The sequence below is a fragment of the Spirillospora sp. NPDC052242 genome (assembly GCF_040679555.1).
Classification (GTDB): domain Bacteria; phylum Actinomycetota; class Actinomycetes; order Streptosporangiales; family Streptosporangiaceae; genus Spirillospora.
The window spans coordinates 151,913-174,442 of the sequence record NZ_JBFAUZ010000006.1 but is presented as its reverse complement, the minus strand read 5'-3'; the positions used below and the strand labels follow the sequence as shown (position 1 = coordinate 174,442).

20 protein-coding genes are annotated in these 22,530 nt (G+C 73.9%); 9 read left to right on the top strand and 11 right to left on the bottom strand.

Going from position 1 to position 22,530, the window contains the following annotated elements; all coding sequences use genetic code 11:
* Window positions 1-24: 24 nt before the first annotated feature.
* Window positions 25-1,158 carry a molecular chaperone DnaJ gene (gene dnaJ / locus AB0L25_RS07210; protein WP_500169526.1) on the bottom strand — a complete coding sequence of 378 codons (1,134 nt, stop codon included), beginning with the start codon at window positions 1,156-1,158 and terminating at the stop codon, window positions 25-27.
* A complete protein-coding gene (gene hrcA, locus AB0L25_RS07205) occupies window positions 1,159-2,172 on the bottom strand; it encodes a heat-inducible transcriptional repressor HrcA (protein WP_500169524.1) in 1,014 nt (337 codons plus the stop codon). It lies immediately after the preceding gene.
* Window positions 2,173-2,398: 226 nt separating this feature from the next.
* Here hrcA and AB0L25_RS07200 point away from each other — a divergent pair, with 226 nt between their 5' ends.
* On the top strand, window positions 2,399-3,214 hold the full coding sequence (locus AB0L25_RS07200) for a DUF3097 domain-containing protein (protein WP_500169523.1): 816 nt from the start codon (window positions 2,399-2,401) through the stop codon (window positions 3,212-3,214).
* Between the two features lie 202 nt (window positions 3,215-3,416).
* Here AB0L25_RS07200 and hemW read toward each other — a convergent pair whose 3' ends face one another.
* A complete protein-coding gene (hemW, locus tag AB0L25_RS07195; RefSeq protein ID WP_500169521.1) occupies window positions 3,417-4,625 on the bottom strand; it encodes a radical SAM family heme chaperone HemW in 1,209 nt (402 codons plus the stop codon).
* Between the two features lie 30 nt (window positions 4,626-4,655).
* Entirely contained in the window at window positions 4,656-5,096 is a 441-nt protein-coding gene (locus tag AB0L25_RS07190; protein WP_500169519.1) for a hypothetical protein, read from the bottom strand.
* Window positions 5,097-5,262: 166 nt separating this feature from the next.
* Between AB0L25_RS07190 and AB0L25_RS07185 the strand changes: the two genes are divergently transcribed.
* From AB0L25_RS07185 to AB0L25_RS07175, 3 genes are all read left to right on the top strand, one after another.
* Window positions 5,263-6,141, top strand: coding sequence for a hypothetical protein (locus AB0L25_RS07185; protein ID WP_500169517.1), 879 nt, complete (start codon window positions 5,263-5,265; stop codon window positions 6,139-6,141).
* A 141-nt stretch (window positions 6,142-6,282) separates the two neighbouring features.
* Entirely contained in the window at window positions 6,283-7,686 is a 1,404-nt protein-coding gene (locus AB0L25_RS07180; protein ID WP_500169515.1) for a hypothetical protein, read from the top strand.
* Window positions 7,687-7,796: 110 nt separating this feature from the next.
* A complete protein-coding gene (locus AB0L25_RS07175) occupies window positions 7,797-8,303 on the top strand; it encodes a magnetosome magnetite crystal formation protein family (RefSeq protein ID WP_500169513.1) in 507 nt (168 codons plus the stop codon).
* Between the two features lie 54 nt (window positions 8,304-8,357).
* Here AB0L25_RS07175 and lepA read toward each other — a convergent pair whose 3' ends face one another.
* Entirely contained in the window at window positions 8,358-10,205 is a 1,848-nt protein-coding gene (lepA, locus tag AB0L25_RS07170) for a translation elongation factor 4 (protein WP_500169511.1), read from the bottom strand.
* A gap of 247 nt (window positions 10,206-10,452) precedes the next feature.
* Here lepA and rpsT point away from each other — a divergent pair, with 247 nt between their 5' ends.
* Window positions 10,453-10,722, top strand: a complete 270-nt coding sequence (gene rpsT, locus AB0L25_RS07165; protein ID WP_500169509.1) for a 30S ribosomal protein S20 — start codon at window positions 10,453-10,455, stop codon at window positions 10,720-10,722.
* A gap of 48 nt (window positions 10,723-10,770) precedes the next feature.
* Window positions 10,771-11,445, top strand: coding sequence for an RNA 2'-phosphotransferase (locus AB0L25_RS07160; protein ID WP_500169507.1), 675 nt, complete (start codon window positions 10,771-10,773; stop codon window positions 11,443-11,445).
* Here AB0L25_RS07160 and AB0L25_RS07155 read toward each other — a convergent pair.
* A complete protein-coding gene (locus AB0L25_RS07155; RefSeq protein ID WP_500169505.1) occupies window positions 11,390-11,920 on the bottom strand; it encodes a hypothetical protein in 531 nt (176 codons plus the stop codon). The two genes, AB0L25_RS07160 and AB0L25_RS07155, sit on opposite strands and share 56 nt — an antisense overlap.
* Window positions 11,921-11,989: 69 nt before the next feature.
* Between AB0L25_RS07155 and AB0L25_RS07150 the strand changes: the two genes are divergently transcribed.
* Together AB0L25_RS07150 and AB0L25_RS07145 are read left to right on the top strand one after the other, a co-directional pair.
* Window positions 11,990-12,844, top strand: coding sequence for a LysR family transcriptional regulator (locus AB0L25_RS07150; RefSeq protein WP_500169503.1), 855 nt, complete (start codon window positions 11,990-11,992; stop codon window positions 12,842-12,844).
* On the top strand, window positions 12,844-13,260 hold the full coding sequence (locus AB0L25_RS07145) for an SRPBCC family protein (RefSeq protein ID WP_500169502.1): 417 nt from the start codon (window positions 12,844-12,846) through the stop codon (window positions 13,258-13,260). The genes AB0L25_RS07150 and AB0L25_RS07145 overlap by 1 nt, the downstream gene beginning before the upstream one ends.
* Window positions 13,261-13,308: 48 nt before the next feature.
* Here the strand turns inward: AB0L25_RS07145 and holA are convergent, their stop codons facing one another.
* The 5 genes from holA to hflX all read right to left on the bottom strand — a co-directional run bounded on the left by holA (window position 13,309) and on the right by hflX (window position 20,681).
* Window positions 13,309-14,274 (bottom strand): DNA polymerase III subunit delta, encoded by a 966-nt coding sequence (gene holA, locus AB0L25_RS07140; protein ID WP_500169500.1) that lies wholly within the window; start codon window positions 14,272-14,274, stop codon window positions 13,309-13,311.
* Window positions 14,275-14,481: 207 nt separating this feature from the next.
* Window positions 14,482-16,740, bottom strand: a complete 2,259-nt coding sequence (locus tag AB0L25_RS07135; protein WP_500169498.1) for a ComEC/Rec2 family competence protein — start codon at window positions 16,738-16,740, stop codon at window positions 14,482-14,484.
* Between the two features lie 120 nt (window positions 16,741-16,860).
* Complete coding sequence (locus AB0L25_RS07130; RefSeq protein ID WP_500169496.1) at window positions 16,861-17,577, bottom strand: ComEA family DNA-binding protein; 717 nt, start codon at window positions 17,575-17,577, stop codon at window positions 16,861-16,863.
* 71 nt (window positions 17,578-17,648) lie between these two features.
* Window positions 17,649-18,863 (bottom strand): imidazolonepropionase, encoded by a 1,215-nt coding sequence (gene hutI, locus AB0L25_RS07125; protein ID WP_500169494.1) that lies wholly within the window; start codon window positions 18,861-18,863, stop codon window positions 17,649-17,651.
* Between the two features lie 399 nt (window positions 18,864-19,262).
* Window positions 19,263-20,681, bottom strand: a complete 1,419-nt coding sequence (hflX, locus tag AB0L25_RS07120) for a GTPase HflX (protein WP_500169492.1) — start codon at window positions 20,679-20,681, stop codon at window positions 19,263-19,265.
* A 234-nt stretch (window positions 20,682-20,915) separates the two neighbouring features.
* On the opposite strand from hflX, the gene aceB reads away from it, so the two are divergent.
* Entirely contained in the window at window positions 20,916-22,523 is a 1,608-nt protein-coding gene (gene aceB, locus AB0L25_RS07115; RefSeq protein WP_500169491.1) for a malate synthase A, read from the top strand.
* Window positions 22,524-22,530: the final 7 nt, after the last annotated feature.

The window sequence follows — 22,530 nt, the reverse complement described above, 5'->3', positions numbered from 1 at the left end:
CCGGTAGGCCGTCACCGTCTCTCTTCAGTGCTGGTTGAACACGTCCCGCAGGCGGGAGAACATCCCGCGCTGCCCCGGCGCGAACTTGCCGGGCGGGCGCTCCTCGCCGCGCAGCACCGCGAGCCGCCGCAGCAGCTCCTCCTGCTCCTCGTCGAGCTTGCCGGGCGTCTCCACGTTCACGTGGATCATCAGGTCGCCGCGTCCGCTCTCGTTGAGGTGCCGCACGCCCCGGTTGTAGAGGGTGATCACCTGGCCGGACTGCGTGCCCGGCTTGATGTCGATCTCCTCGGCCGCGTCGAGCGTCTCGATCGTGACGCTGGTGCCGAGCGCCGCCGCCGTCATCGGGATCTCGACCGTGCAGTGCAGGTCGTCGCCCTCCCGCTCGAAGATCGGGTGCGCGCGCTCCACGATCTCCAGGAACAGGTCGCCGGGCGGGCCGCCGCCGGGGCCGACCTCGCCCTCGCCCGCGAGCTGGATGTGGATGCCGTTCTCCACGCCCGCCGGGATCTTGACCTTGACGGTGCGCCGGGTGCGGACGCGCCCGTCCCCGGAGCACTCGGTGCACGGTGTGCGGATCACCGAGCCGAAGCCGCCGCACGCCGGGCAGGGCCGGGCCGTCATGACCTGGCCCAGGAACGAGCGCTGCACCTGCTGCACCTCGCCGCGCCCGTGGCAGGTGTCGCAGGTCTCCGGGTGGGTGCCGGGCGCGCAGCCCGTCGCCTCGCACGCCGAGCAGGCCACCGCGGTGTCCACGGTCAGCTCCCGGGTGGTGCCGAACGCGGTCTCCGACAGGTCGAGCTCGACCCGTAGCGTCGCGTTCCGCCCGCGCCGCGCCCGCGACCGGGGGCCGCGCGACGTCGACGTCCCGAAGAACGCGTCCATGATGTCGCTGAACGGGAACCCCGCGCCGCCGAACCCGCCGGCGCCGCCCCCGCCGCCGGGCGCGAACGGGTCCGCGCCCAGGTCGTACATCTCCCGCTTCTTCGGGTCGGAGAGCACCTCGTACGCCTGGGTGATCTCCTTGAACTTCTCCTGGGTCTCCGGGTCGGGGTTGACGTCCGGGTGGAGTTCCCGCGCGAGCCGGCGGTAGGCCTTCTTGACCTCGTCGGCGCTCGCGTTCCGGCCGACCCCTAGAGTCGCGTAGTAGTCGTTGGCCACTTACGACCCCGCCAGGATCTGTCCCACGTAGCGTGCCACTGCCCGTACCGCTCCCATCGTGCTGGGGTAATCCATGCGTGTAGGCCCGAGCACTCCCAGCCGGGCCAGCGTGAGGTCGCCGACGCCGTAGTCGGCGGCGACGACCGAGGTCGATCGGAGCCCCAATTCGGGGTTCTCGGTGCCGATCCGCACCGTAACAGTAGAGGAGTCGCCGGACTCGCCGAGCAGCCGCATCAGCACGACCTGCTCCTCCAGCGCGACCAGCACCTCCCGCAGGCTCTGCGAGAAGTCCACCGCGGCCAGGTTCGCCGCGCCGGCGAAAACGATCTTCTCCTCGTGCCGTTCGACGAGCGTCTCCAGCAGCACCGACAGCACCGCGGCCGCCACCGGCCGCTCGTCCGGCCCCACCTTGTCCGGCAGGTCCGCGACGGCCGTCGGCACCTCGCCGAGCCCGAGCCCGTCCAGGCACGTGTTGAGCAACGCCCGCAGGTGCCCGATCGATTCCTCGGAGATCTCGGCGGGCGTCTCGATGACCCGCTGCTCCACCCGTCCCGTGTCGGTGATCAGGACGAGCAGCAGCCGGCTCTCGGCCACCCGCACCAGCTCGACGTGCCGCACCGTCGACCGCGTCAGCGACGGGTACTGCACCACCGCGACCTGCCGGGTCAGCTGCGCGAGCAGCTTCACCGTCCGGCCGACGACGTCGTCGAGGTCGTACGCGCCGGACAGGAACGTCTCGATCGCCCGCCGCTCGGGCGCCGACAGCGGCTTGATCGTCGACAGCCGGTCGACGAACAGCCGGTACCCCTTGTCGGTGGGGACGCGGCCCGCGCTCGTGTGCGGCTGCGCGATGTACCCCTGCTCCTCCAGAACCGCCATGTCGTTGCGGATCGTGGCGGGGGACACGCCGAGGTTGTGCCGGTCCGCCAAGGCCTTGGAACCCACGGGTTCGTTCGTGGACACGAAGTCCTCGACGATGGCGCGCAGGACCGCGAGTTTCCGGTCGTCCAGCACGTTGTCACCTCCCTCGTGCGCTGCCACTGGCCCCCCGATCATCCGGTGCCGTCCGGCCCCGTGCCGCTGGCACTCCTTACTCCTGAGTGCCAAGTGTACGACCCGCGGGCGCCCTTCTGGAGGGTCCCGGCCCCGGCGGCGGCGCGATCCTATCCGGATCGGGCGCCACGCCGAGCGACCGGGGACGACACCGCCCGCGGCCGCCGTCCGGTTAATCTGCGGACCTGTGCGGAGTAAGGACTACGGCAACGACGTGCTGTCCGGCGACTGGCGCAGGCCCCGCAAGGGCCTCGTCCCGGAGATCCCGGCCGAACCGGGGCTGGTCGCCGAGGACCCGGACAGCGGATTCTGCGGCGCCGTCGTGGCCTGCGACAAGTTCGGCGTCACCCTCGAGGACCGCTTCGGCAAGCGCCGCGTGTTCCCGCTCACCAAGGCGGGCTTCCTGATCGACGGCGCCCCGGTCACGCTCGTCCGTCCCGAGGCGGCCCCGCGCCGCCCCGCGCGCTCGGCGTCCGGCTCCGTCGCCGTCCGGGGCCTGCGCGCGCAGGTCGCAAAGGAGAGCCGCATCTACGTCGAGGGCGTGCACGACGCCGAACTGGTCGAGAAGATCTGGGGCCACGACCTCCGCGTCGAGGGCGTCGTCGTCGAGTACCTGGAGGGCGTGGACGACCTCCCCGCGATCGTCGACGAGTTCGGCCCCGCCGAAGGCCGCCGCCTCGGCGTCCTCGTCGACCACCTCGTCGAGGGCTCCAAGGAGAGCCGCATCGCCGCGCGCGTCTCGTCCCCGCACGTCCTGATCGCCGGCCACCCGTTCGTCGACGTCTGGGAGGCCGTCAAGCCCGCCGCCGTCGGCATCCCCGCCTGGCCCCGCGTCCCCCGCGGCGTCCCGTGGAAGGAGGGCGTCCTGGACGCCCTCGGCTGGGCCCCCGACGTGGGCGCCGCCTGGAAGCGCATCCTCGCCTCCGTGACCACCTACACCGACCTAGAACCCGCCCTCCTGGGCCGCGTAGAAGAACTGATCGACTTCGTGACCGCCCCCTAACCCCCCACACCCGACACCCCCGGAACGCCCCGCACCGCAGCAGAGCCACCACAAGCACAAGACGGCCCCCAAGGCGCTCAGCGCGGCGCCGCCCCTCGGAGCCGGGCCACCACGCGGGCCGCGGCACCACAGTCACCGCCGGGGGGCGGGTTGTCCGGGCGGCCGGAGGGCGCGCAGCGCCCGGAGGCCGACCGGGTTTCGCTCAGCACAGGTCTCGGACGACCGCGTCGGCCAGGAGGCGGCCCCGGCGGGTGAGGACGGCGCGGCCTTCGGCGTAGGGGGCCCGTTCGAGGAGGCCGTCGGTGATGAGGCGGCGGACGGCGGCGTCGTCGAGGAGGGCGGTGGGGCAGCCGTCGGCGAGGCGGAGTTCGAGCATGATGCGTTCGACGCGGCGGTCGTCGGCGTCGAGGATCTCGCGGGCGTGGGCGGGGGTGACGCCCTCGGCGAGGCGGGACGCGTAGGCGGCGGGGTGCTTGACGTTCCACCAGCGGGTGCCGCCGACGTGGCTGTGCGCGCCCGGGCCGACGCCCCACCAGTCGGCGCCCGTCCAGTACAGGAGGTTGTGGCGGCAGGCGGCGTCGGGGCCCGTCGCCCAGTTGGAGATTTCGTACCAGTGCAGGCCGTGCGCGGAGAGCAGGTCGTCGGCCAGCAGGTACCGGTCGGCCATGGCGTCGTCGTCGGGCGCCGCCAGCTCGCCGCGGCGGACCTGCGCGGCCAGCCGGGTGCCCTCCTCGACGATCAGCGCGTAGGCCGACACGTGGTCGGGCTCGGACGCGAGGGCCGCCTCCAGGGACGCGCGCCAGTCGTCGTCGGTCTCCCCGGGGGTGCCGTAGATGAGGTCCAGGTTGATGTGCTCGAAGCCCGCCTTGCGCGTCCAGTCGACGACCTGGGGGACGCGTCCGGGCGTGTGGGTCCGCTCCAGGACGGCCAGGACGTGCTCGCGCGCGCTCTGCATGCCGTACGAGACGCGGGTGAAGCCGGCCTCGCGGAGCTTGGCGAGGTACGCGTCGTCGACGGATTCGGGGTTGGCCTCGGTGGTGATCTCCGCGCCGGGGGCCAGGCCGAACTCGGCGTCGATCGCGGCGAGGACGCGGCCCAGGTCGTCCGGGGCGAGGAGGGTGGGGGTGCCGCCGCCGACGAAGACCGTCTGGACGGGCAGGTCGGCGTCGCCGAGGACGCGCCGCGCCATCCGGACCTCGGCGACGGCGGTGTCGGCGTAGGAGTCGCGGCTCGCGCCCGGGCCCAGCTCGGTGGCCGTGTAGGTGTTGAAGTCGCAGTAGCCGCAGCGGGTCACGCAGAACGGGACGTGCACGTAGAACGCGAAGGGCCGCGTGCCCAGGCCGTCGAGGGCGCCGGACGGCAGGGCGCCGTCGGCCGGTACGGGGTCGCCGTCGGGCAGGGTCGCGGGCATGCTCCCAGTCTGCCGCGCGCGGGGGCGTGGTCAGGCCAGGCGGAGCTTCTCCCGCAGCCAGCCGGGGATGTACTCCTCGGCGCGCGGGAACCGGTCGAGGTCCTGCGCGTAGGCGGACGGCGGCAGCGGGGGGACGAAGTCGGGTTCGCCGTCGTAGTCGAACTCGGCGCTGAACCGCCCGGACCGTTCGACGCGCAGCCGGGCGGTGAACCATGCGCCCTTCCCCCGCCGGTACATGACGCGGCGCAGCTCGTCCATCTTGCCGACGGCGTGGCCGGGCGGCATGGCGGTGCGGCGCCCGCCGGCGGCGTCGACGATCTCGAAGGACGCGCAGTCGATCCCGACGATGGCGCGGAAGTCCAGCCCGAGCCGCTCCCAGCCGGCGGGGGCCGCCGACCGCAGCGCGCGGACGGCGCCGTTCACCGTGTCCCGCTCCTTGGGGGAACGCAGAACCTGCTCGGAGTGGGCCACCCTCGAACCTCCGCTACCCGTCGCGGCCACTGCCCTCCGACCGTACCGACATCGGCGCCCGGGACGAACGGCCTGCGGCGTGTCGCGCGCGAACGTCCGCGAGCCGCACGGACGATCTTGGACGAGCCGGGCGCCGGGCCGGGCGCGCCCCGGCTAGGCTCGTCGGATGCGCATCGAGGCGGGGACCGGACGGCCGCCGGCGCGGGTGCTGCTGCGCGGCGGCCCGGACGGCTGGCACTGCACGGTCGTGGACGACGCGGGCGGCGAAAGCCGCACGGAGCTGCCGGCGTCCGGGACGCGCTGGAACCCGGCCGGGCGGCGGAACGACCCGGAGCCCCCGTGGTGGCGCGGCCGTCTCGCGGACACGGCGGACGGCCTGCGCCGGCTCGTCGACGAGGGGCTGACGGACGCGACGTTCGGCGCGTTCGGCGCCGAGGCCGCGATCAGCTGGTTCGCCGTCGACGACCCGGTCGCGTGGGAGGGGCTCGTCACCCTCGCGGAGCCGGACCCGGCGCGGTTCCCCGGGAAGGTGCCGCCGTTCGTCGTCACGCTCGAACCGGGGCGCGGCGCGGTGCTCCCGGACGCCCACCTGCTGTTCTCGACCCGCGCCGCCGACGCGTGGACCACGCTCGACGCCGTCGCCGAGCACTGCGGGACGCCGCCGCCGCGGGACGCGTTCGTGTGCGGCTTCGCCGGGCATCGCAGCGTGCGGGTCGGCCGCGGGTCGCTGGCGCTGTCGACGGAGGAGGGCGCGGACGGCGTCGAGCGGCTCGCCGAGATCGTCGGCGCCCGCCGGTCCGGCTGGGGCGGCAACCCGGAGCTGCGGCTGCGCCTGGACGGCGTCGACCTGCTCGACGATCCCGCCGCCGACGTCGTCACCCTCTTCCGGGACCTCGGCCACGAGGTCGTCGAGCGCGGCCGGACGGCGCGGATCCCCGCGATGGGCCTCAACCTGCACGAACCAGACCCGCCGGCGCCGCGGTCCGGCCGTTTCACGACGGTCTCCCTGCACTTCCCGTCCGCTCCCGGGCACCGCGGACGCTGACGCCCCGGACGTCCGGATCCGGCCACGCCGCCCGGGCCTCCCCGCGCCGACCTGCGGACGGGCGCGCGCACGGCGGATCCGTCACCCGCGAGGGACCGATCCGTCACCGTGCCGCAACCCGGCGGCCCTACGTTCCCGATCATGGGAAGCCGCGCGCGTCACGCCGCCTCGTTTCTGACCGCCGCCCTCGCGGCCGCGCCCCTCGCGCTCGTCCCCGGGACGGCCGCGCGCGCCGCCGCACCGGGCACGATCGTCCTGGAGCGGGACGGCGGCGCGCGGACGATCGCGTTCACCGCCGACCGGGCCGGGGAGGCCGTGCTCGGCTTCACCGCGTCGGCGCCGGGCGTCTCCTGGGGGCGGGCGGGCGCCGAGTCCGCCGTGGTGGCGGTCTCGGTGGACGGGCGGCACGTCACCGACGTCGTCGTCCCGTCGTCCGATCCGGTGCCGCGCAGCCTCGGGATCGGGCACGTCGCGCAGGGCCCGCACGAGGTCACGCTGCGGTTCGCGGAGGCGAGCGCCGACGCGGCCGGGAGCGTGACGCTCGCGGGCCCGCGCGTCACCGTGCCGGAGGCCGGGCAGCTCGCGCTGCGGCACGCCCCCGTGATCGTCGGGCGGACGGGCTGGCCGTTCGGCGACCCGCACCAGAACGCGGCGACCGACGCGCCGCTCGTCGCGTGGCACGAGACGCGGCCCGCGGCGACGGCCGGGCACCGGATCATCGAGTACTCGCTCGTGTGGAGCAACGAGGACGGCGGCACCGACACGCCCGGCCTGCTCGCGCGGTGGGGCCGGACGAGCGACATCGAGTGGACGTACCGGGTCGAGGTGGACGCGTCGGGCGCCCGGGTGCCGGGGACGGCCGTCTACCACGGGCCGTTCCACATCACCCTGAACTTCGCGGGCCGGTACGAGCAGGACCATCCGGTCCTGCAGACGTGCACGCAGAACAACAACCTGTGCGACGTGATCTCCCCGGACGCCCCGCTGCGGTTCCTGCCGGACGCGTCCCGCACCCGACCGGACGGGCGCGCCCGCGAGGCCGTCATGGACCGCGAGCCGTGGACGTACCGGGTGATGGCGCAGGAACTCGTGCGGGAGGGGAAGGTCGAGCAGCCGTCCGACCCCGCGACGCCCGCCGCCGGCGACCCGCGCGCCTACCTGTTCGTCGAGTTCGCCATGGACGTCGGGGACGGCACGACGATCGGGTCCGCGCCGGGCCTCGCGCTCGGCGTGCGGCTGAAGGACGACCCGTCCGTCCTGTACCGGTCCGACCACGGGCGGGCCGACCGGACGATCGGGCGCGACGGTGCCGTCGCCACCGCCGTCGAGCTGCCGCCGGGCACCCGGACGTCCGACATCGCGAGCGTCGAGGCCGTGCGGCGGCCGACCGGGCTCGGCGACGACCGCGCCCCGATCGCGGTCACCGCGATCCACCGGGCCTTCATGCTGGACGACTCGTTCCTGCCGGGCCCGTCCGCGCTCACCTGGGACGGGACGGTCACGCTCACGCCCGGGGAGCCGTCCGCCGTGCTGTGGCGCGGGTGATCCCCGCCGCAAATCCGGAACCGGGGCGAACTTCGCGCGCGTCCAAGGAGTCGTAGAGTTCACCACCGAACCACGGACGGCGAAGGCGCGACGTCGGAGAGGAGCCCGCCATGGCCTACGGGCCTCCCCCCTCGCAGGGCCAGGGACAGCCCGGGCAGGCACCCTGGCAGCAGCCCGGCAACCTGTGGCAGCAGCAGCCGCCCGGCGCACCGCCGCCCGGGCCCGCACCCGGTCCCGGCCCGCAGCAGCCGCCGCGGACGCGGCCGATGCCCGGCCACTACGGCCCGGTCGCCGACGACGAGCGGACCTGGTCGCTGATGGCCTACGTCGGGCAGTTCATCGTCGGCGTGATCGCGCCGGCGGTCGTCTACCTGGGCAAGCCGCGCTCGGCGTTCGCCCGGCGGCACGCCGTGCAGGGCCTCAACATGGGGCTGGCGGCCCTCGCCGTCTGGATCGTCGGCGGGCTGCTGGCGCTGGCCGTGGACGTGCTCATCTGGGTGCCGCTGGTCTTCACCGCGGTCGTGATGTTCTTCCTGGTGTACGCGGGACGGGCCGCCAACCGCGGCGAGTTCCGGCGGGTGCCGGCGCCGGTGGCCTGGCCGCTGATCAAGAAGTAGCGGCGGGCCGGGCCCCGGTCCCGCCGGGCCGGGGCCGCCGCGCGGCGCGCGCGCCTACTTCTTGCCCTTCTCGCCGGACTCGCCTCCGCCGCCGGTGGACAGCGCAGCGACGAAGGCCTCCTGCGGGACGTCCACCCGCCCGATGGTCTTCATCCGCTTCTTGCCCTCCTTCTGCTTCTCCAGCAGCTTCCGCTTGCGGGAGATGTCGCCGCCGTAGCACTTGGCGAGGACGTCCTTGCGGATGGCGCGGATGTTCTCCCGGGCGATGATGCGGGCGCCCACCGCGGCCTGGATCGGCACCTCGTACTGCTGCCGCGGGATCAGCTCCTTGAGCTTCGCCGTCATCATCAGCCCGTACTCGCGGGACTTGTCCCGGTGGACGATCTGGCTGAACGCGTCGACGGACTCGCCCTGCAGCAGGATGTCGACCTTCACCAGGTCGGACTCCTTCTCCCCGCTGGGCTCGTAGTCCAGCGACGCGTACCCGCGGGTCCGCGTCTTGAGCTGGTCGTAGAAGTCGAAGATGATCTCGGCGAGCGGCAGCGTGTAGCGGATCTCGACCCGGTCGGGCGACAGGTAGTCCATGCCGAGCAGCTCGCCGCGCCGCCCCTGGCACAGCTCCATGATCGCGCCGATGTGCTCGGACGGCGACAGCAGCGTCGCCTTCACGATCGGCTCGTACACCGCGCCGACCTTGCCCTCGGGGAACTCGCTCGGGTTCGTGACGACGTGCTCGGTGCCGTCCTCCATCACCGCGCGGTACACGACGTTCGGCGCGGTGGAGATCAGCGACAGGTTGAACTCGCGCTCCAGCCGTTCCCGGACGATCTCCATGTGCAGGAGCCCGAGGAACCCGCAGCGGAACCCGAACCCGAGCGCCGCCGACGTCTCCGGCTCGTACACCAGCGCGGCGTCGTTCAGCCGCAGCTTCTCCAGCGCCTCCCGCAGATCGGGGTACTGGTCGCCGTCCACCGGGTACAGGCCGGAGAACACCATCGGCTTGGGGTCCTGGTAGCCGCCGAGCGGCTCGGGCGCCGCCTTCGACGCGGTCGTCACGGTGTCGCCGACGCGCGCCTGCCGGACGTCCTTCACCCCGGTGATCAGGTAGCCGACCTCGCCGACGCCGAGCCCGCCGACCGGCTTGGGCTCCGGCGCGATCACGCCGACCTCGAGGGTCTCGTGCGCGGCGCCCGTCGACATCATCAGGCTCTTCTCGCGGCGCGACAGGTGCCCGTCCACGATCCGGACGTACGTGACGACGCCCCGGTAGGTGTCGTACACCGAGTCGAAGATCAGCGCGCGGGCCGGGCCGTCCGGGTCGCCGACCGGCGCCGGGACCGTCTCGACGATCCGGTCCAGCAGCTCGGCGACGCCCTCGCCCGTCTTGCCGGACACCCGCAGGACGTCGGACGGGTCGCAGCCGATGATGCCCGCGATCTCCTCGGCGTACTTGTCGGGCTGCGCCGCGGGCAGGTCGATCTTGTTGAGGACCGGGATCAGGTGCAGGTCGGCCTCGATCGCCAGGTACAGGTTCGCGAGCGTCTGCGCCTCGATGCCCTGCGCCGCGTCCACCAGCAGGACCGCGCCCTCGCACGCCGCCAGCGACCGCGACACCTCGTAGGAGAAGTCGACGTGGCCGGGGGTGTCGATCAGGTTCAGGATGTGCTCGACGCCGTCGCGCGTCCACGGCAGCCGGACCGCCTGGCTCTTGATCGTGATGCCGCGCTCGCGCTCGATGTCCATGCGGTCGAGGTACTGGGCGCGCATCTGGCGCTCCTCGACGACGCCGGTCAACTGCAGCATCCGGTCCGCGAGCGTCGACTTTCCATGGTCGATGTGCGCGATGATGCAGAAGTTGCGGATGATCGCGGGATCGGTCTTGTTGGGCTCAGGCGCTGCCACCGGGGTCCGTTCGCAAACTCACTCGGGGTGTGGACATGGGTTCTGTACTTCCCATGGTCCCATGCCGCGCGCGATGCTCCGTGCACGGCCCGGTTTGGGGGCGGGCCCGGTGATTGCTAAGCTGTGCGACTGCGTGTGGCGTACCGTCGTGCCCCGGGGGCACCGACACCGACCGCCCCCGTTGGACATTCGTCAGAGCCTGCCGGCGCGCAGGCGAGGATCGCGACCCAAACCGAGGCACTACGACGTGGCTAACATCAAGTCCCAGATCAAGCGCAACAAGCAGAACGAGAAGGCCCGCCTGCGCAACAAGGCCGTCAAGTCGGAGCTGAAGACGGCGATCCGCAAGTTCCGCGAGGCCGCCGACGCCGGCAACGTCGAGGACGCCGTCGCCGCGCAGCGCAGCGCCGCCCGCAAGCTCGACAAGGCCGCGAGCAAGGGCGTCATCCACAAGAACCAGGCCGCGAACCGCAAGTCGGCGATCGCCAAGCGCACCGCCGAGCTGCAGGCCAAGTAAGGCCGCACCACGCGTCCGGGGCCGGTCCGCACGGACCGGCCCCGAAGCATGTCCGGGGACGGGACGATGGACGAGCGGGAGCCGGGCGACCGCAAACCGGCCGAAGACGGGCCGGGCGAGGGCGGGCCGAGCGAGGACGGGCCGAGCGAGGGCGGGCCGAGCGAGGGCGGGCGGCTCGAGAGCGGTCGGCCGGACGAGCGTCGCGCCGTGCGGGTCTCGAAGTACCTCGCCCGCCACCTGCGGCACCGTCCCGGGGACATCGGCCTCGCGCTCGACCGGGAGGGCTGGGCCGACGTCGGCGAACTGCTCGCGGCCGCCGCACGGCACGGCTTCCCCATCGGGCGCGGCGAACTCGAACGGGTCGTGGCGTCCGACGGCAAGGGCCGCTACGCCCTCGACGGGAACCGGATCCGCGCCGTGCAGGGCCACTCGGTGCCCGTCGAGCTGAACCTTCCGGTCACTCCCCCGCCGGAGCTGCTGTACCACGGCACCGTCCGCCGGTCCGTCGCCGCGATCATGCGCGAGGGCCTCTGGCCGATGGGGCGCCACGCCGTCCACCTGTCCCCCGACCGCGAGACGGCGGCGCGGGTGGGCGCGCGCCGCGGCGTCCCGGTCGTCCTCGTCGTGCGGGCCGGCCGGATGGCCGCCGACGGGCACGAGTTCCGCGTCACCTCGAACGGCGTGTGGCTGACGGCGTCCGTCCCGCCCCGATATCTCCGCTGAGCCGCCGCGCGTCCGCCCAGGTCGGGACGTGCCGCACCCACTCCGGCACGGTCTCCTGCGGGCCGAACAGGTAGAGGTGCGGGACGGTCCCGCGCAGCGCCCGGTGCACGTCGAGACGATCGTCGATCATGTGGGTGATCCCGAGTTCCGCGCAGTGCAGGGCCTTGTCCGCGCGCTTCCTGCAGAAGCGCACGTTCTCCCGCGCGAGGCCCGTCCGGCGGTAGAAGTCGTGGTGGTCGAGCCAGGCGAGCGTCCGCGCCCGCACCCGGTCGCCCGCCTTGGAGATGATCCAGGCGCGCCCGCCGACGAGCGCGACCAGCTCCGGCAGGACGTCGAACGCGCCGTCCGTCGCCGGGGACGCCAACGCCTCCTCGAGCGAGCCGCCGAGGAAGGCGGTGTCCGCGTTCCCCGGCGCCCGCGAGCCGCCCTGGATCACCCTGCCGAAGTCGATGCCGAGCCGAGGTTCGTTGTTCATGCCTCGACGATCCGGCATCCGGCGCTCCAACAGAACTATGGATCTCCCGCGCGGCTATAGTCCACGACTATGGACCTGGACCGGGTGTCCACCGACGCGCTCGCCTCGTTCGCCGTGTTCGCCGACCACCTCAACTTCACCCGCGCCGCCGAGGAGCTGCACATCTCGCAGCCGGCGCTGCACGTCAAGGTGCGGAAACTCGCCGAGACGCTCGGCCGTCCGCTCTACACGCGGCACGGGCGGCGGCTCGCGCTGACCCCGGCGGGCGAGGCCGCCGCCCGGTTCGCCCGCGACCTCGACGCCCGCGTCGCGTCCTTCCTCGCGGACCTCCACGGCACCGTCCGCGCACCCACCCTGGCCGCCGGGGAGGGCGCCTACCTGTACCTGCTGGGCGGCGTCGTCCGTCCCGGCGTCCGGCTGATCAACGGGGACCGGCCCCGCACCCTCGCCGCCGTCCGCACCGGCCGCGCCGACGTGGGCGTCGCCGTCCTGGACGTCCTGCCCGCCGACCTCACCGCCACCGTGCTCGCCACGTACCCGCAGGTCCTGGTCATGCCCGAGGGCCATCCCCTCGCCGCCGCGCCCGCCCTGTCCCTCGCCGACCTCGCCGGCACGGCGCTGATCGTCCCGCCGCCCGCCGGCCCGCACCGGGTCGCCCTCGAACGCGCGCTGCGCGCCGCGGACGTCCCCTGGTCGGTCGCCGTCGAGGCCGAGGGATGGCCGCTGATGCTGCACTTCGTCTCCCTCGGCGTCGGCCTCGCCGTCGTGAACGGCTGCGTCGCCCCTTCCGCCGGACTGGTCACCCGCGAGATCATCGACCTCCCACCCGTCCGCTACCACGCCCTGCACCTGCCGTCCCGCGCCGACGACCCGCTCGTCACGGACCTGCTGTCGGCGATCCGCACCAGCCTCCGGAGTCCCTGATGCGCTTCGAGATCACCGTCGACGTCGCCGCCCCGCCCGAACGGGTCTGGGGCCTCCTCGCCGACGTCGAACGGCTCCCCGCCCTGACCCCGTCGATGGAGAGCGTCGAACTGCTCGACGGCCCGCTCCGGGTCGGCGCGCGCGCCCGCATCCGGCAGCCGCGCCTCGCCCAGGCCGTCTGGACGGTCACCGAGTTCACCGACGGCGAGTCGTTCACCTGGGAGTCGCGCACCCCGGGCGTCGCCACCACCGGCGGGCACCTGGTCCGGCCCGCCGCGGACGGCGCGACGCTGCAGCTCACGCTCGTCCAGTCGGGCCCGCTCGCCCCCGTGATCGGCCTGCTGTTCGGCCGCCGCGCCCGCGCCTACGTCACGATGGAGGCGAACGGCGTGAAGAAGGCCGCCGAGACGGCCTAGCCCCGTCCGGACGTCCCGGGCGGTCACGCGGCCACCGCCCGCGTCCCGTCAGCCGCGGGCGGCGACGATCTCCGCGACCGTCCGCTCCAGCGCGTACGCGGGGTCGGCGGCGGCGCCCTTGACGGCCGCGTCGGCCTCGGCGACGACCGTCATCGCCCGCGCGACGCCGTCCGCCGACCAGGCCCGCAGCTGCTTCTGCACGCGCTCGATCTTCCACGGCGGCATGCCCAGGTCCTTGGCGAGGGCCGCGCCCCGCGCGCCCCGCGGCGCTCCGCCCACCTTGGCGAGCCCGCGGACGCCCTGCGCCAGCGCGCTCACGATCAGCACCGGCGGGACGCCCGTCGCGAGCGCCCACCGCAGCTGCTCGAGGGCGTCGGCCAGCTGCCCCTCGATGGCCTTGTCCGCCACCGTGAACCCGCTGACCTCGGCCCGTCCCCGGTAGTACCGGGCCACCGCGGCGTCGTCGATCTTCCCGCCCGTGTCGGCGACCAGCTGGCTGCACGCCGCCGCCAGCTCCCGCAGGTCGTTCCCGACGGCGTCGATCAGCCCGCGTGCGCCGTCCGCCGAGATCTTGCCGCCCGCGTTGCGGATCTCGGTGCGGACGAAGTCGACCCGTTCGCCGACCTTGGTGACCTTCGGGCACGTGATCTTGCGCGCCTTGAGCTTCGTCAGCCCGTCCACCAGCGCCTTGCCCTTGGCGCCCCCGGGATGCAGGGCGACGAGCACCACGTCGTCCGCGGGCGTCTTGGCGTACTTCAGCACCTCCGCGGTGAGGTCCTTGCCGAGGTCCTGCGCCGACCGGATGACGAGCACCTTGCCGCCGCCGAACAGCGACGGCGACGTCAGCTCCGAGATCCGCCCGGGCTCCAGCCCCCCGGGCGCCAGATCGATCACCTCGGTGTCCGGATCCCCCGCCCGCACGGAAGCGACGATGTCGCCGACCGCGCGCTCGACCAGCAGCTCTTCGTCACCGACGACCAGGATGATGGGCTCTACCGACACACCCTGCAGCATGCCACGACCGAGCCCCCGCCCTCACATCTTCCCCGCGGCGGCGTGCGTTCCGTGCGTCATCAGGACGGTCACGTAGGGCCGCCGGGTGCGCGGGGGCGCGGCCGCCGGGTGCGGCGGGTCAGCGGCGGGAGACGGTGGCAATGCCGGTGCCTCCTTGCGGACGACCACACGCGGGCGGCCAGCGGAACGCCGGGGGGGTGCGGCGGGTCATCTTCGGGAGACGGTGGCGATGCCGGTGGTCGTGGGGACGACGGCGATGTCTCCTTCGCGGTCGGTGCGGTGGATGCGGAGGCGCAGGTCGCGCAGGAGGGCGAGGGTCGCGGGCGACGGGTGGCCGTAGTCGTTGTCGCGGCCGGCGGAGATGAGGGCGACGGACGCCCGCGCCGCCGCCAGGAAGCCGCGGTCCTGGCTGCGGGAACCGTGGTGCGGGACCTTGAGGACCTGGACGGGCGGCACGGCGCCCGCGAGGACGCGCTGGGCGTCGGCCTCGATGTCGCCCGCGAGCAGGGCGCTGAACCCGGGGCTGCGCGCCACCAGCACGACGCTGGCGTTGTTGATGGTGCTGCCGTCGTCGCCGCGGGACAGCGGCGGGCCGGTGGCGAGGGGCGCGATGACCGTGAGGGCGAGGTCGCCGATGCGCCATGTCTGGCCGGGGAGGGCGGGACGGGCGGGGACGCCGCGGGCCGTGCGGGCGGCGCGGCCGGACGTGCGCGGGGTCGTCAGGACCCGCCCGACGGCGCGGCCGTCGCGGACGCCGGGCGTCCCGTCCACGTGGTCGGCGTGCGGGTGGGTGATGACCAGCAGCGGGACGGCCGAGATCCGCAGGCGGTCGAGGCAGGCGTCGACCGGGCCCGGTTCGGGGCCCGCGTCGACCACGACCGCGCGGCCGGGTCCGGCCGCGAGGACGATCGCGTCGCCCTGGCCGACGTCGCAGGCGACCATCCGCCAGCCGGGCGGGGGCCATCCGGGTGCCGTGACCCGCAGGGCGATCACCGCGACCAGGATCCCGGTCAGGAGTGCGGCCACGACCAGCCGCACGCGGGAGCTGCGCAGGACGAGCAGGACCGCGGCCGCCGCCGCCAGCAGGCTCGCGGCGCCGAGCCCGCCCGCGAACCAGGGCACCGTGGCGTACGGGAGGTCGGCGGTGACCCGCGCGACCCCGATGATCCAGCCGACGGCGAGCCCCGCGGGGCGGACGACCAGCCGGGCGAGCGGTGACGACACCGGCGCGACCACGGCGGCGAGCGCGCCGAGCAGCGTGGCGGGCGCCACGGCGGGCGCGGCGAGCAGGTTCGCGAGCACGGAGACGACACCGACCTCTCCGGACAGCATGACGAGGATCGGGGCGACGGCCGTCTGCGCCGCCGCGGCGACGGCGAGGGCGTCCGCCAGCGGCCCGGGCAGGCGGCGGGCGAGCCGCTCCCGCCAGGGCGGCGCGAGAACGAGCAGCCCGGCGGTCGCCGCGACCGACAGCGCGAACCCGTACGAGCGCGCCAGCGCGGGGTCGATCAGGACGAGCAGGAGCACCGCGGCGCCGAGGGCGGGCAGCCCCTGCCGGCGGCGGCCGGCGAGCAGGGCGAGCAGCCCCACGACGCCCATGACGGCCGCGCGCAGCACGCTCGGCTCCGGCCGGGCCACGACGACGAACGCGCAGACGGCGACGACGGCGAGGGGCGGCGCGCGGCGGCCGAGCCCTACCAGGCGGCACAGGCCGACGACCGCGCCGATCACGATCGCGAGGTTCGCGCCGGACACCACGAGGAGGTGGGCGAGTCCGGCCGTGCGGAAGTCGTCGGCGAGGTCCGGCGGGATCCGGGACGTGTCGCCGACGACCATCGCGGGCAGCACCCCGCGCTGGTCCGGCGGGAGGACGTCCGTGGCCGCGCGCAGCTCGGCCCGGACGGCCTCGGCGGCCCGCTGCACACCGGACGGCGGCGACAGCGCGGACGGCGCCCCGCGGACGAGCACGACGGCGGCCAGCAGGCGGTCGTCGCGGGGCTCGCGGAACCTGCCGGTGAACCGCACCCGCTGGCTGGGGACGAGGTCGAGCCAGCGGCGGTCGTGCACGATGAGCAGGACCGGGACGCGGACATCCGTGCGCCGCACGCTCTCCACGCGCGCCCGGAGCGTGATCGTCCGCCGTGTCCCGCCGGTGGCCTGCGGGTCCCCGGTGACGACGGCCTCGGCGGTCGCGGTGCGTCCGGCGCGGGCCAGGTCGGGCACCGGTCCGGTGCCGACCGCGGTGGCGCGCAGCGCGACGCCGGCCGCGGCCGCCGCGGCGCAGGCGAGCACCGCTCCGGCGATGAGCGGGCGCGTCCCGGACCGGCGCGGGACGAGCACCGCGACGGCGGCGACCGCCGCCCCGGCCGCCAGCGCGTAGGACACCGCCGGCGCGAACCCGATGGCCACCGCGGCCGTGAGCCACGCCGCCAGGGCGGGAACGACGAGCCGCACGTCATGCTTCATCCCGCTCCCCCGCCCTCGCTGCCTCCCGACAAGCCCCGAACGCCCACCCCCGGCCACGGCACGACCCACCCCCGCCGGTTCCGTCCCGACACCTCATCCCCCAAGCCGCCGCGTGGACGGTCATACGCGGACCTTGGATTTGAGGTCGGCGAAGCGGCTCGCGCCTATGCCGTTGACGTCCTGGAGCTGGTCGACGGAGCGGAAGCCGCCGTTCTGGGTGCGGTACTCGATGATGCGGGCCGCGAGGACGGGGCCCACGCCGGGCAGTTCGTCGAGCTGGTCGACGGTGGCGGTGTTGAGGTCCACCGGGGTGCCGCCACCGCCGGGCGACGGTGCGGCCGTGGCCGGGGCGCCGGGCGGTGGGGTGGGGGCGGGGACGCCCACCGGGATCTGCTCGCCGTCCACCACCTTGCGGGCGAGGTTGAGCGGGCCGGTCTTCGCGCCGCGGCGCACCCCTCCGGCCGCCTTGATCGCTTCGGCGACGCGGGCGTCGGCCGGGAGGGTGATCACGCCCGGGTTCCGCACCTTGCCGAGGACGTGGACGACGACGGTGCCGGCGGGGGTCGCGGGCGGCTCCGGGCCGGCGGACGCCTCCGGGGCGGACGGTCCGGCGGCGAGGGTCGCGACGCTCGCGTCGGGGGCGGGGGCGGCGTGGGGGCGGGGGCGGGACGCCCACAGGTAGCCCGCGGCGACCACGGCGGCGATCACGGCGAGGAGGACGAGCGCGCGGACGCCGGGGCGGTCGGGCGCCGCGCGTAAGCGGGCGGCGGGCGGGTCGTGCGGGGGCGCGTCCCGCACGCGGTCGACGAGTGCCTGCAGGCGGTCGGAGGCTTTCATGGGGCCGACGTTAGGAGCCCGCGGCCGGGGACCGTCCGGAAATCAGGAGCTGTGGATAACTCCGGCGGGGGTCAGGGCTGGACGGGGACGCCGCCGCGCCACACGCGCTGGGCGCGGAGGCCGAACGCCCAGGCGAAGGCGCCCTCGTGGTCGGCGTCCCAGAGCACGATGTCGGCGAGCATGCCGGGGGCGAGGGAGCCGCGGTCGCCGTAGCGGAGGGCGGCGGCGCCGCCGAGGGTGGCGGCGCGGAGCGCCTCGGTGACGCTGAGGCCGAACATGGCGACGGCGAGGCCGATGACCAGCGGCATGGAGGTGATGCCGCACTGGCCGGGGTTGTGGTCGGTGCCGAGGGCGACGGTGACGCCGCGGTCGAGCATCTGCCGGACGGGCGCGGGCGCGCGGTTGTTGTTGAGCGCGCTGCCGGGGCAGACGGTGGCGGTGACGCCGGCGTGGGCGAGGGCCTTGATGTCGTCGTCGTTGGCCTGGGTGAGCAGGTCGGCGGAGGCGCAGCCGACCTCGGCGGCGACCTGGGCGGCGCCGACGCGCTCGTTGGCGCAGGCGTGCATGCGGGCCTTCAGGCCGGCGCGCTTGCCGGTGAGCAGGAGGGCGCGGGCCTCCTCGGCGGTGAAGTGCCCCTCGTCGCAGTAGACGTCGATGCTGTCGGCGCCCGCGACGGCGGCGTCGCCGGCCCAGAGGCGGACGGCCTCGATGTAGTCGCGGCGGCGGCCGAAGAACTCGGGCGGGAGGATGTGGGCGGCGAGGAACGTCGCGTGGATGCGGGGCATCGAGGGCTCGGACTCGAGGGAGCGCAGCATCCGGATGTCGGCGAGTTCGCCGTCGCGGGTGAGGTGGTAGCCGGTCTTGGCCTCGACGGTGGTGGTCCCGGCGATGATCCACTGGCGGAGGCGTTCGCGGACTCCGTTGCACAGGGTCCAGGGGTCGGTGCCGCGGGTGACGGTGACGGTCGAGTTGACGCCGCCGCCGGCGGCCGCGATGGCCGAGTGGGACGAGCCGCTGGTGCGCATGGCGAGTTCGGCCCAGCGGTTGCCCGCGTAGACGGGGTGGGCGTGGGCGTCGATGAGCCCGGGGGTGACGAGGCCGCCGCCGAGGTTCTCCACGTGGTCGACGTCGACGATGTCGTCGATGACGCCGGGGACGCTCTGCGGGAGGTCGGACGCCGGGCCGGCCCAGACGATCCGGTCGTCGTGGATGAGCACGGCGGCGTTGCTGCAGACGTCGGTGCCCGTCCAGAGCCTGCCGATGTTCGTCAACAGCCGTACCGTCATTGGTTCACCGGCCTTGATGAGACGACGTACCGGACGCCATGAAGTGGTCCACCTGCTCTCGATCCGAAACGCCGACTGGGTGCCGGCGATTCACCATTGGAGGGTCGGGTGGTCGTGCGACCACCACAGGCAACGAGACCGGAGATATCGGTTCCGTCACGGTAGTGCACCGAAGGCCCGTCCGACAACCTTTCATCGACGGCCCGTCGCCTCGCCCATAGCCCTATGACCGTACGGAATTCGACCGCACCGTCAAGCCGATTGGCGAAGCTGTCACCGTACGGCGACCGTGCGTCCATTTTGGAATGGCCGGAATTCGGGGGATTCTCGACCGAAAACCCCGCCGGACGGGTGTCCGGCGGGGTTCGCGGGCGTTCGACGGGCGAGTCGGGCGGACGGTCAGGCGGGCGCGACCTCGAACCGGGCGAGGTCGGCGGCGAGGTCGTCGGGGACCCGCGCGTGCAGCATTGTGCCCTCGGCGACGTGCTCCTGCTTGAGGACCTCGCCGCGCTCGTGCACCTGCGCGACCAGGTCGCCCCGCTCGTACGGGACGAGCACGTGCAGTTCGGCCTCGAGCCCGGGCAGCCCGGCCTCGATCGCGGCGCGCAGCTCGTCGATGCCGAACCCGGTGCGGGCGGAGACGACGACGCTGTTCGGCTCGCGGCGCTGCAGCCGGGCGAGCGCGAGCTCGTCGGCGGCGTCCGCCTTGTTGATCACGATGATCTCGGGGATGTCCTGGGCGTCGATCTCGCGCAGGACCTCCCGGACGGCGTCGATCTGCGCCTCGGGGTCGGGGTCGGAGCCGTCCACGACGTGCAGGACCAGTCCCGCGTCGGAGACCTCCTCCAGCGTCGAGCGGAACGCCTCGACGAGCTGGTGCGGCAGGTGCCGGACGAACCCGACGGTGTCGGCCAGCGTGTAGGCGCGGCCGCCGGGGGTCTCGGCGCGCCGGACCGTGGGGTCGAGGGTGGCGAACAGCGCGTTCTCCACCAGCACCCCGGCGCCGGTGAGCCGGTTGAGCAGGGACGACTTGCCCGCGTTGGTGTAGCCGGCGATGGCGACCGCCGGCACCTCGTGGCGGCGGCGGCCGCCGCGCTTGGTGTCGCGCGACTTGGACATCTCGGCGATCTGCCGGCGCAGCTTGGCCATCCGGGTGCGGATCCGCCGCCGGTCCAGCTCGATCTTGGTCTCGCCGGGGCCGCGGCCGCCGATCCCGACGCCGCCGGCGGCGCGGCCGCCGACCTGCCGGGACAGGTTGCCGCCCCAGCCGCGCAGGCGGGGCAGCAGGTAGTCGAGCTGCGCCAGCTCGACCTGCGCCTTGCCCTCGCGGCTCTTGGCGTGCTGGGCGAAGATGTCGAGGATCAGGGCCGTCCGGTCGATGACCTTGACCTGGACGGTCTCCTCCAGGTGGCGGAGCTGGCTCGGGGCGAGCTCGCCGTCGCAGATGACGGTGTCGGCGCCGGTCGCGATGACGACGTCGCGCAGCTCGGCGGCCTTGCCGGATCCGATGTAGGTGGCCGGGTCGGGACGGGAGCGCCGCTGCACGAGGCCCTCGAGCACTTCGGAGCCGGCCGTCTCGGCGAGCAGCGCGAGCTCGCGCAGCGAGTTCTCGGCGGCCTCGGCGGTGCCCTCGGTCCAGACGCCCACCAGGACGACCCGTTCCAGTCGCAGGGAACGGTATTCGACCTCGGTGACGTCGGTCAGCTCGGTGGACAGTCCGGCGACGCGGCGCAGTGCCCGCCGGTCCTCGAGGTCGAGCTCGCCGGTCATCGGCTCGAGCTCGTCGGTGGTCTGGTCTGCAGTGAAAGGTTGAGTCATATGTCCTCGGTAGAACGCCGCGGCGCGGCTGTGTCTTCCCGACGATCGTCTCACGGGGCGTCCCCCGCGTCACCTGCTTATGCGCCGTTTCCGTACGGCGGTTGCCGCGGGCGACCGCGGGGAGATCGGGAGGAGGGCGGCCGGGGGCGCGCCCGCTTTGACCGGCGCGCGAACCGCCGAGTAACGTTCTCCGCGTAACAGAAACAGAATTTCGCTAGACGAAAGGGCAGGCAGATGGGCAACCAGGACGGCATCGAGATCACCGGGCCGCTCGGCGACCGGTACGAGGAGATCCTGACGCCGGAGGCGCTCGGCCTGCTCGCCGCACTCCAGCGCGAGCTGGGCGGGCGCCGCGAGGAGCTCCTCGCGGCCCGCGCGGAGCGGCAGCGGCGGCTGTCGGAGGGCGGCACGCTCGACTTCCTTCCCGAGACCGAGCGGATCCGGACGGACGACTCGTGGCGCGTCGCCGACCCCGCGCCGGGGCTCGAGGACCGCCGCGTCGAGATCACCGGCCCGACGGACCGGAAGATGACGATCAACGCGCTGAACTCGGGCGCGAAGGTGTGGCTGGCCGACTTCGAGGACGCCAACACCCCGCTATGGAACAACATGATCGAGGGCCAGCTCAACCTGCGGGACGCCCTCGACCGCACGATCGACTTCACCGACCCCAAGAGCGGCAAGTCGTACGCGCTCAAGGACGACGGCGAGCTGGCGACCATCGTCGTCCGGCCGCGCGGCTGGCACATGCTGGAGAAGCACCTGCTGGTCGACGGCGAGCCCATGTCCGGGTCGCTGTTCGACTTCGGCCTCTACTTCTTCCACTGCGCGCAGCGGCAGATCGACAAGGGCCGGGGCCCGTACTTCTACCTGCCGAAGATGGAGGCCCACCAGGAGGCGCGGCTCTGGAACGACGCGTTCAACCTGGCCCAGGACCGCCTGAACATTCCGCGCGGGACGATCCGCGCGACCGTCCTGATCGAGACGATCCCGGCCGCGTTCGAGATGGAGGAGATCCTCTACGAGCTGCGCGACCACTCCGCCGGGCTGAACGCGGGCCGCTGGGACTATCTGTTCTCGGTGATCAAGAAGTTCCGGGACCGCGGCGCCGAGTTCGTCCTGCCCGAGCGCAACGCGATCACGATGACCGCGCCGTTCATGCGCGCCTACACCGAGCTGCTGGTGCGCAGCTGCCACAAGCGCGGCGCGCACGCGATCGGCGGCATGGCCGCGTTCATCCCGTCCCGCCGGGACGAGGAGGTCAACAAGGTCGCGCTGGAGAAGGTGCGGGCGGACAAGACGCGCGAGTCCGGCGACGGCTTCGACGGTTCGTGGGTCGCGCACCCCGACCTCGTCCCGGTCTGCCGCGAGGTCTTCGACGGCGTGCTGGGCGACAAGCCGAACCAGCGCGACCGGCTGCGCGAGGACGTGAACGTCACCGCGGCCGACCTGCTCAACGTCAAGGCGACCCCGGGCGACATCACCGAGGCGGGGCTGCGGAACAACATCGACGTGGCGCTGCGCTACCTGGCCACCTGGCTGGACGGCGCGGGCGCGGTCGCCATCCACAACCTGATGGAGGACGCGGCCACCGCGGAGATCTCCCGCTCGCAGGTGTGGCAGTGGATCTACAACGGCGTCTCCACCGCCGAGGGCCAGAAGATCACCAAGGAGTGGGTGGAGCGGCTGCTGGACGAGGAGCTCGGCAAGATCCGCGCCGAGCTGGGCGACGCGTTCAACGAGCCCCGCTACAACGAGGCCGTGGCCCTGTTCAAGGAGGTCACGCTCGCCGACGACTACTCCGAGTTCCTCACCACGCCCGCCTACGAGCGGATGGGCTGAGCGGACG